Consider the following 17,443-nt stretch of genomic DNA (forward strand, 5'->3'; position numbering starts at 1 on the left):
CTCGGTTCAGCGTTGCATTTACACGTCCAGCCAAACCTGCTCGCTGAACATGTAGCCCATGAAGCCGCCCAGCGGGTTGCTGGAATAGCCCTGAACGCGCTTGTCCACGCCGTCGATGTTGCTGATGAACACGGGGATGCCGATGCCGCAGTTCTGGCTTACCAGGGTCTGCATGTCGCCGTACATTTTGGCGCGCTTGGCGTCGTCGGTTTCCCCGCGGGCCAGCAGCAGCAACTGGTCGAACTGATCGTTTTTCCAGCCGGATTCGTTCCACGGTGCCGAGGACTGGAAGAACTGCGAGAAGATCACGTCCGCGTTCGGTCGCGGGTTGATGTTGCCGAAGCTCAGCGGGTGTTTCATCCAGTGGTTGGACCAGTAACCATCGCTCGGCAGGCGGTTGACGTTGAGCGTCAGCCCGGCCTGTTTGGCCGACTGTTGCAGCAGCACGGCGATGTCCACCGAACCGGTCGCAGCAGGCGATGCCGCTACGGCCATGGTGATTTTTTCCATGCCGGCTTTCTTGAGCAGGAATTTGGCCTTTTCCGGGTCATAGGCGCGTTGCGGCAGGTCAGCGTTGAAGTAGCGCGAGCCGGGCGCAATCGGGTGGTCGTTACCGACGCGGGCATAGCCACGGAACACCGCCGATTTGACCTGTTCACGGTCCAACAGGTACTTCATGGCCTCGGTGAATTCCGGGCTCTTGCCGGGCATCTGGTCCTGGCGAATGATCAGGTCGGTGTAGTTGCCGGACGGCGCATCCACAACGCGGTGCTTGGCGCTGGCCGCGATGCGTGTGGTCGAACGCGGGTTGACCTCGTTGATCATGTGCACGTCGCCGGACAGCAGCGCGTTGACCCGCGACGGCTCGTCGGCAATGGCAATGAATTCGATCTCGTCCAGGTACGGCAGGCCTGGCTTCCAGTAGTTAGGGTTGCGCGCACTGACCGAGCGCACGCCAGGGTTGAATTCCTTGACGGTGAACGGGCCGGTACCGATGCCCTTGCTGAAATCAGTGGTGCCTTCGGGCACGATCAGCAGGTGCGAAACCGCGAGGATCGATGGCAATTCGGCGTTTGGCGAGCTGAGGGTGATCTGTACTTCCAGCGGGCCGGTGGCCTTGATCTCGGAAAACTGCGCCATCAGCGGCAGGACTTTCGAACCGGTGGCCGGGTCCTTGTGGCGCGACAGGGAGAACACCACGTCGCCAGCGGTCAATGCCTTGCCGTTGTGGAAGGTCACGCCCTGGCGCAGGGTGACGGTCCAGACCGTGGCGTTGTCGCTTTCGATCTTTTCGGCCAGCTCCATGTGCGGAACCAGATGGCTGTCGAAACGGGTCAGACCGTTGTAGAACATGAAATGGCGAACGTAGTCGGTAGACAGCGCGCCTTTGGCCGGATCAAGTGTGTCAGCGGTGGAGCTGGACATGCCCGCCACACGAATGCGCCCGCCTGGCTTGCCTTTGACAGGCGCATCGGCGTCATCGGCAAAAACCTTGCCCGCTGCACCGAACAGGCTGGTCGAGCCCGCCGCAACCACACCTGCAACACCCAGCATACGCAGCGCATCGCGCCGCGACAGACCACGATTGAGACCTTCGAAAACACGCAGGCTGTCTTGGCCTGTGATCAGCTGGGAGTCGGTTTTTTTGTCAGCCATATCAATTCTACCTGTCGAAAAGGGGAAATTCCGAGTTGCTCACGGTTGGCCGGAGCGTCCTTCAAGCACACACGACGGTTAAACAAAAACTCAGTGGCGACTGTCCTGATAGCGGTAATACGCGCCTACCAGCGGCAGAAACCACGGCTTGCCGAAGTGGCCGGGAATGGCTGGCCAGTTCAGGTCTTTCCAGGGATTGGCCAACGCCTTGCCTTCCATGACCTCAGCCATCACCCGCCCCATGTGCACCGACATCTGCACACCATGGCCGCTGTAGCCCATCGAGTAGAAGACGCCATTGTGTTCGCCTGCACGCGGCAGGCGGTCGGACGTCATGTCCACCAGTCCGCCCCAGCAGTAGTCGACCTTGACGTGCGCCAGTTGCGGAAACATCTGCACCATCGCCGCTTGCAGCACCTTGCCGCTCTTGGCATCGGAACTGCTATTGGACATGGCGAAGCGTGCCCGCCCGCCGAACAGCAGGCGGTTGTCCGGGGTAAGACGGAAATAGTTGCCGATCAAACGGCTGGTCACGTAAGCGCGCTGGTTGGGAAACAGCTGGTCAATCAGCGCCTGCGGCAACACTTCGGTAACGATGACGAAACTGCCGACCGGCACGATGCGTCGGCGATACCAGCCCAACCCGCCGTGCTGGCAGGCACCGGTCGCCAGTAACACCTGCCCGGCCTGAATAGAGCCTTTCGAGGTGTTGACCACGAAGCCGCCACGGTTGGCTTTCCAGTCCTTCACCGTGGCACCCTGATACACCTTTGCGCCGTGGCGCACAGCCGCATCGGCCAGGCCCAGGCCGAAACGGCCAACGTGCATCTGCACACCGTTGCGCTGCAAAAGGCCGCCGTGGAATTCGTTTGAATCGATTTCGCCGCGCACGTCCTCTGCGGACAGCAACTCTACGTCGGCATCCACCTCACGACGAATCAGCTCGCAGGTACGCGCCAGTCCTTCGTAATGTCCTGGCTTGGCCGCCAGCTTGAGCTTGCCGTTACGCTTGATGTCGCAGGCGATGTTTTCCTGCTCGACCACGGTGACGACGCTCTGCACCGCACTTTCATAAGCCTGGTAATACTCGCGCGCCTGATCGGCCCCCAGGGTCGCGCTCAATGACGCGTAGTCCTGAGCCACGCCGGTATTGCACTGTCCGCCGTTGCGGCCCGACGCTTCGCCGATCACCCGGCCAGCTTCCAGAACCACCACGCTGGCACCTTTCAAGGCCAATGCACGCGCCGCCGCAAGACCGGTGAAACCGCCACCGACCACCACAACGTCTGCCTGCCCCTCCACTGCGCCGTCCTGCGCGCCGGTAAAGTCTGGAGCCGTATCGAGCCAGTAAGACTCACTGCGCATTCTGTTCCCCTTGTCACTCATAGAAGAGCACCTTGAAAAATGCCGGTGTTGCGCGAGTTGTCCGGTTTAGAGGCCGACCAGCCCGGCCAGCCCGCCAATGTCCGGGATCTGGTGGTATTCGTAGAAACTGTTGGCTGGCTGTTCATGACCGCGAGCCACGAATGCCTTGTTCTTGATTTTCATGTCGTGTGCGGAAAACAGGTCGTAACGGAAGCTTGAAGACACATGCAAGATGTCTTCCGGGCCGCAACCCAGGTTGTCGAGCATGAACTCGAACGCAGCCAGACGTGGCTTGTAGACCTTGGCCTGGTCAGCGGTGAACACCTTGTGGAACGGCGCGCCGAGCTTTTCGACGTTGGACATGATCTGGCTGTCGCTGGCGTTGGAGAAAATCACCAACGGGATCTTGTCGGCGATTTTCGACAGACCGGCGGGCACATCGGCGTGTGGCCCCCAGGTCGGCACGGCGTCGTAATACAGCTGGCCTTCTTCGCGGTATTCAACGTTCCAGCGCTTGCAGGTGCGAGCCAGTGCAACCTTGAGAATTTCGTCGTACGGCATCCAGTCACCCATGACCTGATCCAGACGATACGCCGAAAAATCCTTGACGAATTGATCCATCTGTTCGGCCGGTACGCGGTCGGCGAAGAGCTCGCGCGTCATGGTGCCCATGTGGAAATTGGTCAACGTGCCGTAGCAGTCGAACGTAATGAATTTTGGTCGAAGAAAGCTCATTGTGTGCGGTCCTGAAAGTTCGTTGAGGTCATGGCATGACGAGCAATCCGGCCTCATTTCCAAGGGCGGTGATGCACGCTGCAGCACAACCTCATTACAACACCGTGAAATCAGCATATGGCGTTAAAAGTGATGGCTGCTTGATAGAAACCACCGTTTTGAGGTGCGCGCTCAGCAGACTTTGCGGGGCGCTCCAGCCTTGGGCAGCCCCCGGTTTTTGGCGCTTTTTTGACCCTTTTCAGGGCGCTCGGGCTCAAACACGCGGGTTTGCACCGCAGAAACTGCGCCGCGCCAGTGATCTGCGAGCAGCAAATTCCGGCGGCTATATAAAGAGCCTGAAACCGAAGAAAAACCACAAGCATTTGCTGCCGGGTGCCCACCCGATTTAAGCAGTAACTGTGGTCTGGAGAACGGCGGTTTGTGGAATCTGCCGAATGCTTGCAGGCCTCTTGTCAGCGCCCGCAGCAGATGGGATACAGCAAGCCTGCCGCAGCCTTTTATTTGCCGGTGCATCTTTCTGGACGGAGACACGTCATGCTCGCTCAGCAACGCCTCGACTTTGAATTTCGCCCCATGACCGCAGCCGATGTCGGTAACGCTCATGAGTTATCCATTGCCCTGAAGTGGCCGCATCGACTGGAAGACTGGGCCATGCTGCAACGGGTCGCCCAAGGCTTTGTTGCAGTACACAACGGTCGCTTGATCGGCAGTGCCTTCGCCTGCCATCAGGGCGAGTTTTCCACGATTGGTCTGGTGATTGTCAGCGACGACTATCAAGGCAAGGGCATTGGCCGCAGATTGATGGAGCTTGCTATCGGCTGCGTGCCGCCACGCACCGCCATCCTCAATGCAACACTTGCTGGCGCACCGCTGTACGAGAAAATGGGCTTCGTCAGTTTTGGTGAGGTTCAACAGCGTCAGGGGCAGGCACAACTGCCTGACACAACCGCATTGGAAGCACAGGAAAGCAGTCGTGCGCTGAGCGAGGCTGACCACGCTCGTGTGCTGGAACTGGCCAACGCCGGTTCGGGCATGGACCGTTCGGCAACGCTGGGCGATGTGCTGAATAACCTTGAGCACGCAGTCGGCATCGAACGCGATGGCCAGTTGCAGGCTTTTGCCCTGTTGCGTCCTTTCGGCCGTGGCCTGTGCATCGGCCCTGTCGTCGCCCAGACGGTGGAACAGGCCCGCCACATGATCAAGCAACTGCTGGCCAAAGTGCCCTACGCATTTGTACGCATCGACATCCCGACCGACTGCGGCCTGGCCGACTGGCTGGACGAAGCCGGCCTCAAGCGTGTCGACAGCGTGACCTGCATGAGCATGGGCGCAGTTCCGCAAGCCCGCCAGGGCGTGCGCCAGTTTGCGCTGATTACCCAGGCGATCGGCTGATCGCCCGGAAGAACATCATCGTGCCAATGCTCTGCGCTCAGCGTTACACAAAAGTGCGGATGAGCTCTAAAAGCGGGGCTGAAACCGCAGTGGCAGGCTGGGCAGAAACCTACAGTGGGAGCGAACTTGTTCGCGAAGACGGTAATTCAGGCGATATATTTTCGAAGAATGTACCGGCCCTTTCGCGAACGAGCGAAGCGTCGCCCGGTCCGCTCCCACAAGAGTTGGGTATAACGCCAAGCGCACCGCGTTGGAACGATCATCGATGAATCATAAATTCTCATCCAGGAGCCCAACCCAATGCCCCACCCCACAGTCCTGCTATTGGCCCGCGCTGACCTCAGCCCGGTAGATACCGAATTCACCACCGGCCCCATTGATGCGCATGACCCGTTCGACAGTGGCCGCCGCACGGCATTTGTCGATGAACAGGGTATTGCGGCTGGCATCGTTGAATTGGGTACGGCACTCTCGATAGAGGCCTACCCCTACACCGAAATGCTGGTGATGCATCGCGGCAGCGTCACGCTGACCTCTGGCACCGGCAGCATCACCATCAGCACCGGCGAAAGTGCCGTGATCGGTCGTGGCACGCAAGTACGTATCGAAGCGCAACCGGACAGCCTCTGGGCGTTCTGCGGATCCACTCAGGCCAATGGCCCCGACAAACCCGGTATTACCGCCCTGGACCGCCTCGCCATGCTCACACCGTCCTCGCCGCCAGCCCCGGCGATCATGATCAGCTCGCTGCCACAATGCCGCAGCAACAACCTGTTCGAAGACACCGCAAGCACTTTGCGCATCGGCGTCTGGGACTCCACACCCTACGAGCGTATCTCGCGCCCGCACAAAATCCATGAGCTGATGAACCTGATCGAAGGCAGCGTAGTGTTGAGCCTGGAAAACGGCCCGAGCCTGACTGTGAATACCGGCGATACCGTATTCGTCGCCCAGGGCGCGCCCTGCAAATGGACCAGCACGGGGTATGTGCGCAAGTTTTATGCAGTGACGTGAAGAAAGTTATTGCGCCCTTCAGCCTTGTAGGGCGCAACATACTTACACGCTTAGCTCTCGCCAGCGCAGTTAATCCAATGCAGCGCTAAAAGACAAGAATAAAAAATATCTTTTGCCAATGCGCCAAGAATCAGAAGTTTCCTACTTGCCTTTCGTGTCGCCTGTGTTAAAAAACAACAACGAATGTCAGCAAGTAAAATTTGCTCCTGATGGACACGGCAAGATAGCGATACGCTTCATGCATCGCTTTAACTCTTATTTATTATATTGACTGGAGGTACTTTATCTGACCGACGCATTCACTATGCGCACGCCCTGCCTATCCCTCCGTGACACTCTATAAGCTGAACGATCCATATGGGCACGAACGACCGTTGCCCCGTTTCGTCGCGCTTTTATCTTATTTAAAATGCTATGAAGTTACTCATTTACTCAAGGACTATTCCCTATGAAAAACGACAAGACCTTATTGGCCTCCCTTGCTTTTGCAACACTGTGCACCAGCGTTACGGCGCAAGCGGGACCAGCAGTTACTGTTACATTTAAAAACCTGGGCTCCGAGGTGGCGGAGTATAAACCCGTTACGCGTAATGAGATCTCTGCCCGGCTGAATGCTAAATCACCGATTAACTCTGCAGTCCCCCCGGGAGGTTCAGATACTTACTCGATGCAAAGCACTCTATCACCGGATACCAGCTACGCCAGTGTTCGCTACGTCATGGGTTCCAAGGTTTGCGTATTCTCGACCACCTTCATAAAGCTTCCCGGTGCAGGTGGGGCCAAGGTGCCGAAATGGAACAGGACTGCAAATTCTGAAGGCGGTGCTGTCTGCACGGCGACGTCTCGTGCTACCAATCTCTCCACCTACGCGTGGGCTGCTGAATTCACCATGAAATAAGCCCCGGAGCGTGCGTGTCGCATTTTGATACGCACGCTTTTCAGCGGAAAACTAAAGCGGTGTCTGGCTGGGCCGATACAAAGAGTGAATATAAAGCCACGGATTGGCCTCTGCCGCGAGGACGCAGCATGATTGATACAATATCCCTCAAACACCTCACCCATAAAACCGCACTAACAGCTGTCGAGAAAAGCACCTCCGCCACGCCTTTAAATTCCAGCCTTAAAGAACTTGTTTCTGGGCCTACCCCTGACGGCGCCATCTTCTCGACATTGTCCACTCAATTAAGTAGCAGCGCAGCACGAGCCCAAGCCCGCGACAGCAGTCTTGACTTCAAAAACCTGGGGGCCTTGGCAAAAAACATTAGTGATAAAGTTGCAGGCAACAGCTATTACGCCAATAGAAAACTGCACGACGCAGAGATTCCGGATACGGACGACCCTGCATTGCTCGAAAGAGCCATGCAAGCGACTTCGTTCAGCAACGGGGCAGGAAAAAACCCATTTGCGGGTTTATCTCAGGATCAACTGAGGTTGATTATTTATGACGAGGGTGGCGACTTCACAATAAACGAAAGAAATGCCGCGTACTCCGAAAACTACTCTCAAGAGCAAGTATGGAAAAGGGCCATATGCCAAAGGTATACCGACGAATACAACGAAACCGGCAAAAGCACTCAAACGCTGGTCATGCTTCTCGCCCACTACGACCAGCTGCCACCCATAGAAAAAGCACAATACCCCGCCAATTACGCCGCGCTCATCACATCGGACGACAGCTCGGCCATGGACATTTTCAACGCGCGGAAAAGCCAGTCAGATATTCAGGAGGCTTGATTGCAAGACATGAAGAATCGCCGTAACGCTTCCGAAAACTTGAGTGTCGACGAGGAAGACACAATTGCGCGTGCTCAGCGCCGCAAGTCAAGGAGTGCTCCGACGTTCCAGCACTATCTATTGATGGTGCTTTTACTGATGGGGCTGTGCGCTTACGGCCTGTTTCATTACCGGCATTTGCCGAAAACAATCGATGCCGCGCCTGCGCTATCTTCTGCTTTCGTCGATGCCGACGCTTCAGCCGTTGCTCCGCTACCACTACACGAGACGCCGGGCCGCCCCCAAACGCTGTCTGAGTGCATGGGACCGGATAATCTCATCGACGAAACAGTCGCTACCTGTCGATTTGGCAAAGGCCAAGAGACAGTTCGAAATTCAACCGCACAGGGCATGGTGTCTGCGAGCTACATGAGCCACTACAAGGCACAACAGCAAAGGCCGCAGCCAAGGCTCGCAGCGGCGCAATTCGTTGAGTCGGCCGTTGTGTGGCAGTGGGACAGGAAGCGCACCTATCACGCTGAATGGATCGTTACAGATGCTCAAATCGACGGCACCAGCGTGTGCCGTAACTGGCGTAGAGGCTCAATCGAATACCGGGAGTGTCGCAAGGGTGCCAAGGTGTATTTCAAGGAGCAGTGCAAGCGTCTCGCTGAATCCGCCACTCGCCAACGCTATTGCAGTGCGGCGAGCGGGTTTAATCCGTTGGGCTGAGCTGCGGCCACAGCTTTACTCAGGGTTCAGACCCAGCACGTAGAACTTGCTGTCCACCGCAATCAGCGGAAAGCTCGCAGGCAGATCCTCTTTTGCGATCTCCTGGAAACCGTGCTTCTCATAAAATCTATGTGCGGCGAGAAATTTGTCGGTTGTACCCAGAAACACTTCGGTCACGCCTTTGCGAGTCGACTCTTCGATCAAACGGTCCAGCAGCCTGGCTGCAATCGAGAACTCTTTGCCGCGAAACGGCGCGGCAACGAACATCTTGCGCAGCGCTGCCTGCCCTGAGCCGATGTCCTTGAGCGCGATGCTGCCGACGACGTGATCACCTTGCACCGCGACCCAGAAATCACCTGTGCCGATCTGGTAAAACGTGGGAATCGCCTTCAGATCAGGCTGATCCTCGGCGGTGATGGGGATACCGAATTCTTCACGCTGGATGGGCAGGATCAATGCCGACACACCTTGCTCATCGTTCGGCACAAAACGACGTACCTGAATTCCGGTCGCTGTCACAAACCACCTCCTTGCCATCGTCACAAATGGAAATGAGTATTCCAGACAAGCAAACGCCCGACAAGTCGAGGCGTTTCCATGAGCATTTACGGGGTCCGTATGTGGGGACGGACACGGAGATGTTTAATTACAACATGGCTCCGGCGACCTCGCAGTTACGACGGTTGCCGTTGAATCAGGCATTCAGTCTTGCCCCTCCAACCCCGGCCGTGGACAACTCCCGACCGCCGCGATTGAGCTGATCACTGGCCTAATGCGCTGTGGCCGAAGCAATAGCCATATGAGCAGATTTTTCGACGCATGAACGGCACAGGCTAGGCCATCCATCATGTGGTCAAACGTCGCGGACGTGCGGGCTCACAATGTTAATCGAGTCACATGGAGAGAGAGAATCGATACTCCGGTGCGCAGCGAAATTGACGGTTTGGGTACACAGGCTAAACAATGCAGATCTGCATTACGTTGCTCCGGCAGTTCTGCCGCTGCGCGAGAGGTGCTGAGCGGATTTGGGATTTTATTGTTTTACCAAGGAACGGGTTTATGGCTGAAGTAAAGAAAATACCTTACTACACGATGAAACGGTCTATTTTTCGTGGCAAAGTATGGAAAGAAAATGATGGCCTAGAGGGGGCTGTCCCCATCAATACTCCGCAAAAAATCTCCTATAATCGTTGCGCGCCTGGTCAAGTAGTCTTAAAGCCCACAGAGCGCAGTAAAGAGCAACGTATGGCGCAACAAACAGAAGCGGGAGGTAAGAGATCGCTTACTGAAGTTAAAAATAATAAACCATCCTCCGGGGAAACCAAACCCTCAAAGCCCTATACGCTAGAGCGCGATGCGGAAGATAAGGAAAAGCTTCCAGAGTTTGATCTTCAGGATATTCCTTTGGCCATGGACAAAATAGGTTGGCCGACAGCTGCCAAGATCGCCAAACGGTGGTTCGCTAGCCCTAAGCATATCTACAATGATCAACCCAATTCAGTTCAACCCATTGATGACACAACAGTGACATTAAAATGGGCTTTTAAGTATGGAAGCGTAGCAGAAAAATTTAATGAATTAATTGAAGAAAAAATTCATTCTGAAAAAGCAATTGCAGGTGCTAAACAAAAAATCCTCAAGCATGTAAAAAATAAATTCGATGATTCTAGTTCGGCAGCAAATCTTTCCTTTGATACGTCTCCTTGGATAGGGGATATCAGGCAGTTTCATATTGACTGGCAAATTCAGTTTCAGGCAATATCAACAAGTAACACTCTTGACGGCATGAGTTTAACTGATCTCACTGCCACGCTAGGAAATTTTAATATCTATGCTGCTATTGGCAGGGTTGAAGTTGCTGTGGAAAAATTTTACAGATATGACGATACAGCCAGAACCAAAACTTTTTGCGCTGAAGCTACGGCGACCATTACTAGTGTATATACCTACCTGAAAGATAACTATTCCTTTAACGACAAAAATGATGGCAATAGTCAATATCTAGGGCACTGGAACAAAAATGAGATGATTCTTTCCTACTCTGCCGTTGTCAGTGATCTTGTTGACGGTAAGAAAATTCATACTAATATGGGTAGTACCCCTATAACTGAAACTAAAATCAATTGGGACTATTTGCCTGGCGGGCAGATTGACAAGCCAGTAGATAAAAGAACAGGTATTGTCAGAAAATTTATGGAGAAAGATGTTTACTGGCCTGTGTACAATAGCTCTTATAGTGAGTGGAGAGAGAAGCATGGTCGGGGTGGCGATTTTATGATTTACAGCAGACCTGAAATACATAAACTAAAAAAGCCTATTATCATAAAGCTGGATACATTATGCAAACCCTCAGAGCCCATGTAAGAAAAATGTACCTCTGGTCTTTTTTCTTCTTTGTTTTTATATTTATTGCTTTGGTTATTTACTCCACTGCATTTAACGTGCTAGACAATACTGACTGCCAGAGCTACAATCACACTAAAGAATTAAAAGGAGGCACAAAAAACTTCGACAATGAGAAATTTATAATAAATATTTGCGGAGCCGGACTCAATAACAGTCTTTTTAATGGCGATGGCATGGAGAGGGTCCGGCTGACTATCTTCGACGATCAAGGCGAGCTGTTAGCCAGGAGATACTATAGGATCTTTTGGGACGGCCAGCCCGGACATGAGCCGCTTAAGTTTTCTGAAAGCAGTATTACCTATCAAGACGACAAGGAGCAGAAAGATCACGCAATCACTATGCCTCCTACACGCTTGGAGTGGATTCGGGCAAGGCTTCCCCTATAATTTTGGTCCTCATACGAATGGGCTTATTACGGATATTAGAGAAGCCCTGATGCAGTGGAAGCGCTCATTGATAAGGATTTAGCCAGAGACTATACGAGCCCTCTGATTGACTCTGAAGTAAAGGGCGTAAAGTTTTATTTATTGAAGTGCCTTGATCTCTACCCCGGTAAAGAACTCAATGCTCTGGTAAAGAAGTTTGTAATAAAGCCGGGCCATACCTACAGGCAAGATAATAAATGACTGATGCCAACGCTTATATTTACACGGAGGTTGTGCGGACGCTATTCAATCGTCGAGTCGCAATCTGAACGGTTCTACATCAAGTACTCAATTCCAGGACCAAAAAAACCGCCTGATAAAGGCGGTTTTTTTAGAGGACGCTAATTACAACTTCGGACCCGCAGCCTTGATGGCGTCGCTCACGTCGAACTTCTTGAAGTTCTCCACGAACAGGCCAGCCAGGGCCTTGGCGGCTTCGTCGTAGGCCGCTTTGTCAGCCCAGGTGTTGCGTGGGTTGAGCAGGCCGGTGTCGACGCCGGGTACCGATTTCGGTACGTCGAGGTTGATGGTGTCCAGGTGCTCGGTTTCTGCACCGATCAGTGCGCCGCTCTGGATGGCTGCGATCACGCCACGGGTAGTCGGGATGTTGAAGCGCTTGCCGACGCCGTAGCCACCGCCGGTCCAGCCGGTGTTGACCAGGTAGACCTTGGATTTGAAGCCGCGGATGCGCTTGATCAGCAGTTCAGCGTATTCGCCAGCCGGACGCGGGAAGAACGGGGCGCCGAAGCAGGTGGAGAAGGTGGACTTGATGCCCGAACCCGAACCCATTTCGGTCGAACCGACCAGTGCGGTGTAACCCGACAGGAAGTGGTAGGCAGCCTGTTCTTCACTGAGGATCGACACTGGTGGCAGGACGCCGGTCAGGTCGCAGGTCAGGAAGATCACGGCGTTTGGCTCGCCGCCGAGGTTTTTCGGTGCGCGTTTTTCGATCAGTTCACGCGGGTAGGCCGCACGGCTGTTCTGGGTCAGGCTGCTGTCGGCGTAGTCGGCTTTTTTGGTGCCCGGGTCAAGTACGACGTTTTCCAGTACGGCGCCGTGCTGAATGGCTTTCCAGATGACCGGCTCGTTCTTCTCGGACAGGTCGATGCACTTGGCATAGCAACCGCCTTCGATGTTGAACACCACACCTTCGCCCCAGCCGTGCTCGTCGTCACCGATCAGGTAACGGCTTTCATCGGCGGACAGGGTGGTCTTGCCGGTGCCGGACAGGCCGAAGAACAGGGTTACATCGCCCTCTTCGCCCATGTTGGCGGCGCAGTGCATCGGCAGCACGTCCGAAGCTGGCAGCAGGAAGTTCTGTACCGAGAACATGGCTTTTTTCATTTCGCCGGCATAACGCATGCCTGCGATGAGTACCTTGCGCGCGGCGAAGTTGATGATGACGGTGCCATCGGAGTTGGTGCCGTCACGCTCAGGGTCGCAGACGAACCATGGCGCGTTCTGGATTTCCCACTCGTCCTTGCCAGCCGGGTTGTACTGTTCAGGGTTGATGAACAGGCAACGGCCGAACAGGTTGTGCCACGCAGTTTCGGTGGTCATCTTGACGGGCAGGTAGTGCGCAGGATCGGAGCCTACATGAACGTGGGAAACGAAGAGCTCGCGCTCGGCCAGGTATGCACCGACACGGTTCCACAAGGCGTCGAATTTCTCGGCCGGAAACTTGCGGTTGATCGGGCCCCAGGCGATGGCGTCCTGGGTGCTCGGCTCTTCAACAATGAAACGATCGACCGGCGAACGGCCAGTACGATGGCCTGTCTCCACAACCAGTGCGCCAGTGTCGGAAAGTACGCCTTCGTTACGGGCAAGGGCTTCCTTGACCAGTTCGTCGGTGCTCAGATCGGTGTGCACAGCGTTGTTGATTTGCGTCATGAGGTTCCCCGTCGGCCTGTAGCCGAGTGCTCCAAACGGTTTTGTAGTAAAAAACAACCACTACTACAGCGTAAAAGTGGGCCGGATTATGCCAGAAATGCCCAGAAATGGTAGGACCCTCCTGTCAGAACAGCATTACAAGGGCCCATACCGTATTCTGAGGGGCTTTACGCGTTGATCAATGGCGCGTGTCAGATGGCGAATCGACACCGCCGCCAGCAAACAGCTGTGCAACGTCAGTGGCATCGAACAGGTAGCGCTCGTTGCAGAACTGACAGTCGATCTCGATGCTGCCGTTGTGCTCGATGATCAGTTGCTGCGCGTCCTCCAGGCCAAGACTGACCAGTGCGTTGGCCGAGCGCTCGCGCGAGCAACTGCAGCGAAAACAGATTGGCTGGGCGTCGAACAGGCGCACTGGGTCTTCGTGATACAGGCGATGCAAAATGGTCTGGTTGTCCAGGCCGAGCATTTCTTCGGCAGTCAGGGTGCTGGCGAGGGTAATGACATGTTCCCAGCTGGCATCGCGCTCTTCCGGGTCGGTGATCTGTGCGGCAGGCAGTTGCTGCAGCAGCAGGCCGCGGGCGCGATGACCGTCAGCCTTGAGCCAGAAACGGGTGCCCAACTGCTCGGACATCACGAAGTAGTTAGAGAGGCTTTCCGACAGGTCGACGCCATCCAGCGCCACAATGCCCTGATAGCGCTTGCCCTTGTGCGGGTCGACAGTCAATGCCAGCGAACCGTCAGGCATCAGGTCCTGCAGGCCAGCGGCTGGCGTGATGAGCGTTTCGTCATAGCGGGCGATGCCGCGCAGCTCGCGTTCGCTGGAGCATTCGACCATCAGCAGCGGTACAGCGCCGCTGGAGCGCGCCTGCAAAATCAGCAGTCCGTCGAACTTGAGGGTGCCGACCAGCAGAGCGGCGGCAGCCATCAGTTCTCCCAGCAACTGCGCGACCGGCTCCGGGTACGGGTGCTTGGCGAGTACTTCGGCATAACTGCGTTCAAGGGCTACCAGCTCTCCACGAACGTCGCTTTCGTCGAAGATGAAGCGCTGGGTGAAATCGGTGTCCGGTAAATCATGCATAGGGAAGGTATCTGAAGTAATGACATTGGATGGCTCGCGGCTGAGCAAGCACCGTCCGGCACTCGAAAGCGCCGTGGCCATGCGGATTGACCGGCATTTTAGGAGCTATCCGGTGCGCTTCCAAGCGGGTTGGCCGTTCGGGCTGATCGCCGGAGCCGCCATGCGCTGTTTTCAGTCGTTGTTGTGGCTGGCACGGAAACCAAAAAGCTCCCGGCGTTGCTTCTTGGTGGGCTTTCCGTCGGTAGTTACACCCAGGTTGCCAGCCTTGCGCTGAGCGGCCGCGCTTTCTCTTTTGGCGATGCTGTCGGGTGTCTCGCTATACAGCGTCTGCGCCTCAGGCGCACCCCGGCGAACGGTGGACAACGCCTCGACCACTATCGTGCGCTCATCGAAGCCCATGCGAATCTGAAACTCGTCGCCTGGACGAGGCTCCTTGCCGGGCTTGCAACGTTCGCCGCGACAGTGCACCTTGCCGCTTTCGATAGCTGCTTTGGCCAATGCGCGTGTTTTGAAAAAACGTGCGGCCCACAGCCATTTATCCAGACGGACCTTGTCATCTTCTTCCGGCTTTTGCGCCATTTGAATTCCTCATCAGTGCAGCAGTCTGAACGTTATCGGGCTCATCAGGAAACGCGACTGCGTCGCTCGCCTGATGTGTACATACCCACACGAACATGAAGTAACCGATCCTTGCTTGTCAAAAACAGCTATTCCCCTTTTCATTGCCCGACCCCTACATGGAGCGCGACGTGACAGATTTTCCAACTTCGTTGACCGCCCCCAGAAAAGGGTGCGCGGGATGCACGGGCAGTCCGGAACTGGATTTCTCGTTTGACTACGCGTATCAACCGATCGTGAACCTTCACGACCAGTCGATTTTCGCTCACGAGGCGCTGGTTCGTGGCCCCAATGGCGAAGGTGCGATGTCCGTTCTGAGTCAGGTCAACGACCAGAACCGCTACCGCTTCGATCAGGCGTGTCGGACCACCGCCATCGCCGGTGCCGCGAAACTGGGCATGAACGAGCGTTTATCGATCAACTTTTTGCCCAACGCCGTGTATCGTCCCGAGCTGTGTATCCGCAGCACGCTGGAGGCCGCCAGGCAGCATGACTTTCCTGTCGAGCGTTTGATTTTCGAAACCATCGAAAGCGAGCATGTGGATAACAACGGGCACTTGAGCAATATTCTGCGCGAGTATCGCGAGTTCGGCTTCATGACCGCCATCGATGATTTCGGTGCCGGGTATTCCGGGCTGACGCTGCTCGCGGACTTTCAGCCAGACCTGATAAAGCTCGACATGAACCTGATTCGCGACATTCATCGTGATCGCGCGCGTCAGGCTATTGTTCGGGGTGTTGTCACAATGTGTTCGGACTTGGGGATTAAGCTCATTGCCGAAGGTATAGAGCAGGTTGAGGAACGGGACTTTCTCGCCGATTGCGGCATTTTCCTGATGCAGGGCTATCTGTTCGCCAAACCTGCATTCAAAGCCCTGGCGCAGATAGCACCTGACGTCTGGCAGAAGTCTTGAGACATACGGAATTGCATTGAAAACATTCGACCATCTGACAGTCATCGGCCTGCGCGAGTGGGTAGCGCTTCCCGACCTGGGGGTGGCGGGCCTGCGGGCAAAAATCGATACCGGTGCGAGCACGTCAAGCCTGCATGCCACCGAAATCGAACCTTTTGAGCGCGATGGCCAGAAATGGGTGCGCTTCAACGCGCATCTGGGCACTGTGGTTCAGTTGCGGCATCGCCGCTGCGAGGCGCAACTGGTCGCCATGAAAACCATTAAAAGCTCCAATGGCCACGCGCAGGTGCGTTACGTCATTCGCACTACGCTGGCCCTGGGTGATCGTATCTGGCCAGTGGAATTCACACTGGCTTGCCGCAAGTCGATGCGTTATCGACTGCTGCTGGGTTCCAAGGCGCTGATCGACGGCCAACTGGTGGTCAATCCGGGCATAACTTACGTACAAGACAAGCCGGTGTTCCCGGCCTCTACTTCCTCAGGTGTTGCATGAAGATCGCTGTGCTTTCGCGTAATCCGCGTCTGTATTCCACCCGTCGTCTGGTCGAAGCTGGCATCGAGCGTGGCCATGAGATGGTGGTGATCGACACCCTGCGCGCCTATATGAACATCGCCAGCCACAAGCCGCAGATCCACTACCGCGGCAAACCTCTGGAGGGCTTTGATGCGGTGATTCCGCGCATCGGTGCCTCGGTGACTTTCTATGGCTGTGCGGTGTTGCGTCAGTTTGAAATGATGGGCGTGTTTCCGCTCAATGAGTCGGTCGCCATTGCCCGCTCGCGCGACAAGTTGCGCTCGCTGCAACTGCTGTCACGTCGGGGCATCGGCTTGCCGGTGACAGGCTTTGCCCACTCGCCTGACGATATTCCCGACCTGATCCAGATGGTCAACGGCGCGCCGCTGGTCATCAAGGTGCTGGAGGGCACTCAGGGCATCGGCGTGGTGCTGTGCGAAACCGCTACGGCAGCCGAATCGGTGATTGAAGCCTTCATGGGGCTCAAGCAGGACATCATGGTGCAGGAGTACATCAAGGAAGCGGGCGGTGCCGATATTCGCTGCTTCGTTGTCGGTGACAAGGTCATCGCCTCGATGAAGCGTCAGGCCAAACCGGGCGAGTTTCGCTCCAACCTGCACCGTGGCGGCAGTGCCAGCCTGATCAAGATCACCCCGGAAGAACGCATGACTGCATTGCGTGCAGCCAGGGTCATGGGCTTGAGTGTGGCGGGTGTGGATATTCTGCGCTCCAATCACGGCCCGCTGGTGATGGAGGTCAACTCGTCACCTGGCCTGGAAGGCATTGAAGTCACCACCAGCAAGGATGTGGCCGGGATGATTATCGAGTATCTGGAGAAAAACAGCGGCCCGCACATGACCCGCACCAAAGGAAAAGGCTGACAGGGCGGCGACTCGACTCAATCGCTCAGGCCATGAGCTTGTCTGCGGATAAGCTGGCCTGAGCACTGCACTACCGTACATCTGTTAAATGCGCCGAGTAATCGATT

At 55.7% G+C, this 17,443-nt stretch carries 18 protein-coding genes and 1 pseudogene; 11 read left to right on the forward strand and 8 right to left on the reverse strand.

Annotated elements, in window-relative coordinates; all coding sequences use genetic code 11:
* Positions 1-18 precede the first annotated feature (18 nt).
* From AC4ANK_RS27115 to AC4ANK_RS27130, 4 genes are all read right to left on the reverse strand, one after another.
* Positions 19-1,656 carry an ABC transporter substrate-binding protein gene (locus AC4ANK_RS27115; RefSeq protein WP_002555959.1) on the reverse strand — a complete coding sequence of 546 codons (1,638 nt, stop codon included), beginning with the start codon at positions 1,654-1,656 and terminating at the stop codon, positions 19-21.
* A gap of 90 nt (positions 1,657-1,746) precedes the next feature.
* Positions 1,747-3,021 carry an NAD(P)/FAD-dependent oxidoreductase gene (locus AC4ANK_RS27120; RefSeq protein WP_002555960.1) on the reverse strand — a complete coding sequence of 425 codons (1,275 nt, stop codon included), beginning with the start codon at positions 3,019-3,021 and terminating at the stop codon, positions 1,747-1,749.
* Between the two features lie 66 nt (positions 3,022-3,087).
* The gene (locus AC4ANK_RS27125) at positions 3,088-3,756 is read right to left on the reverse strand and encodes a haloacid dehalogenase type II (RefSeq protein ID WP_002555961.1); all 669 of its coding nucleotides are present in this window, start codon (positions 3,754-3,756) and stop codon (positions 3,088-3,090) included.
* 171 nt (positions 3,757-3,927) lie between these two features.
* Positions 3,928-4,359: a hypothetical protein gene (locus tag AC4ANK_RS27130; protein ID WP_162233998.1), complete on the reverse strand. Its 432-nt coding sequence runs from the start codon at positions 4,357-4,359 to the stop codon at positions 3,928-3,930.
* On the opposite strand from AC4ANK_RS27130, the gene AC4ANK_RS27135 reads away from it, so the two are divergent.
* The 5 genes from AC4ANK_RS27135 to AC4ANK_RS27155 all read left to right on the forward strand — a co-directional run bounded on the left by AC4ANK_RS27135 (position 4,291) and on the right by AC4ANK_RS27155 (position 8,607).
* Complete coding sequence (locus tag AC4ANK_RS27135; protein WP_002555962.1) at positions 4,291-5,148, forward strand: GNAT family N-acetyltransferase; 858 nt, start codon at positions 4,291-4,293, stop codon at positions 5,146-5,148. The two genes, AC4ANK_RS27130 and AC4ANK_RS27135, sit on opposite strands and share 69 nt — an antisense overlap.
* Before the next feature lie 300 nt (positions 5,149-5,448).
* Positions 5,449-6,162: a cupin domain-containing protein gene (locus AC4ANK_RS27140; RefSeq protein ID WP_002555963.1), complete on the forward strand. Its 714-nt coding sequence runs from the start codon at positions 5,449-5,451 to the stop codon at positions 6,160-6,162.
* A gap of 448 nt (positions 6,163-6,610) precedes the next feature.
* Positions 6,611-7,060 carry a hypothetical protein gene (locus tag AC4ANK_RS27145; RefSeq protein ID WP_005730263.1) on the forward strand — a complete coding sequence of 150 codons (450 nt, stop codon included), beginning with the start codon at positions 6,611-6,613 and terminating at the stop codon, positions 7,058-7,060.
* 128 nt (positions 7,061-7,188) lie between these two features.
* Positions 7,189-7,896: a hypothetical protein gene (locus tag AC4ANK_RS27150; protein ID WP_031595715.1), complete on the forward strand. Its 708-nt coding sequence runs from the start codon at positions 7,189-7,191 to the stop codon at positions 7,894-7,896.
* 138 nt (positions 7,897-8,034) lie between these two features.
* Positions 8,035-8,607, forward strand: coding sequence for a hypothetical protein (locus AC4ANK_RS27155; protein ID WP_044319379.1), 573 nt, complete (start codon positions 8,035-8,037; stop codon positions 8,605-8,607).
* A gap of 15 nt (positions 8,608-8,622) precedes the next feature.
* Here AC4ANK_RS27155 and AC4ANK_RS27160 read toward each other — a convergent pair whose 3' ends face one another.
* Entirely contained in the window at positions 8,623-9,126 is a 504-nt protein-coding gene (locus tag AC4ANK_RS27160) for a GNAT family N-acetyltransferase (RefSeq protein ID WP_005730266.1), read from the reverse strand.
* Between the two features lie 540 nt (positions 9,127-9,666).
* On the opposite strand from AC4ANK_RS27160, the gene AC4ANK_RS27165 reads away from it, so the two are divergent.
* The 3 genes and pseudogenes from AC4ANK_RS27165 to AC4ANK_RS27175 form a co-directional block, all read left to right on the forward strand.
* Complete coding sequence (locus tag AC4ANK_RS27165; protein ID WP_031595719.1) at positions 9,667-10,971, forward strand: DUF6402 family protein; 1,305 nt, start codon at positions 9,667-9,669, stop codon at positions 10,969-10,971.
* Positions 10,972-10,976: 5 nt separating this feature from the next.
* Entirely contained in the window at positions 10,977-11,399 is a 423-nt protein-coding gene (locus tag AC4ANK_RS27170; RefSeq protein ID WP_057412602.1) for a hypothetical protein, read from the forward strand.
* Between the two features lie 45 nt (positions 11,400-11,444).
* Positions 11,445-11,639 (forward strand): annotated as a pseudogene (locus AC4ANK_RS27175) (T6SS amidase immunity protein Tai4 family protein); the annotation flags it as partial.
* A 144-nt stretch (positions 11,640-11,783) separates the two neighbouring features.
* On the opposite strand, the gene AC4ANK_RS27180 reads toward AC4ANK_RS27175, so the two are convergent.
* The 3 genes from AC4ANK_RS27180 to AC4ANK_RS27190 form a co-directional block, all read right to left on the reverse strand.
* Complete coding sequence (locus tag AC4ANK_RS27180) at positions 11,784-13,328, reverse strand: phosphoenolpyruvate carboxykinase (protein ID WP_460383766.1); 1,545 nt, start codon at positions 13,326-13,328, stop codon at positions 11,784-11,786.
* Between the two features lie 178 nt (positions 13,329-13,506).
* The gene (gene hslO / locus AC4ANK_RS27185; protein WP_002555829.1) at positions 13,507-14,409 is read right to left on the reverse strand and encodes an Hsp33 family molecular chaperone HslO; all 903 of its coding nucleotides are present in this window, start codon (positions 14,407-14,409) and stop codon (positions 13,507-13,509) included.
* 171 nt (positions 14,410-14,580) lie between these two features.
* On the reverse strand, positions 14,581-14,988 hold the full coding sequence (locus AC4ANK_RS27190; protein ID WP_002555828.1) for an RNA-binding S4 domain-containing protein: 408 nt from the start codon (positions 14,986-14,988) through the stop codon (positions 14,581-14,583).
* A gap of 170 nt (positions 14,989-15,158) precedes the next feature.
* On the opposite strand from AC4ANK_RS27190, the gene rimA reads away from it, so the two are divergent.
* Genes rimA through rimK form a run of 3 tightly spaced genes read left to right on the forward strand, consistent with a single transcriptional unit; the run spans position 15,159 to position 17,336 of the window.
* The gene (gene rimA, locus AC4ANK_RS27195; protein ID WP_002555827.1) at positions 15,159-15,941 is read left to right on the forward strand and encodes a S6 modification regulatory phosphodiesterase RimA; all 783 of its coding nucleotides are present in this window, start codon (positions 15,159-15,161) and stop codon (positions 15,939-15,941) included.
* Positions 15,942-15,957: 16 nt separating this feature from the next.
* Positions 15,958-16,434, forward strand: a complete 477-nt coding sequence (gene rimB / locus AC4ANK_RS27200; RefSeq protein ID WP_002555826.1) for a retropepsin-like aspartic endopeptidase RimB — start codon at positions 15,958-15,960, stop codon at positions 16,432-16,434.
* Positions 16,431-17,336 carry a 30S ribosomal protein S6--L-glutamate ligase gene (gene rimK / locus AC4ANK_RS27205; RefSeq protein WP_002555825.1) on the forward strand — a complete coding sequence of 302 codons (906 nt, stop codon included), beginning with the start codon at positions 16,431-16,433 and terminating at the stop codon, positions 17,334-17,336. Before rimB ends, rimK begins: the two co-directional genes overlap by 4 nt.
* Positions 17,337-17,443: the final 107 nt, after the last annotated feature.

Source organism: Pseudomonas sp. Pmew2 (assembly GCF_058129885.1).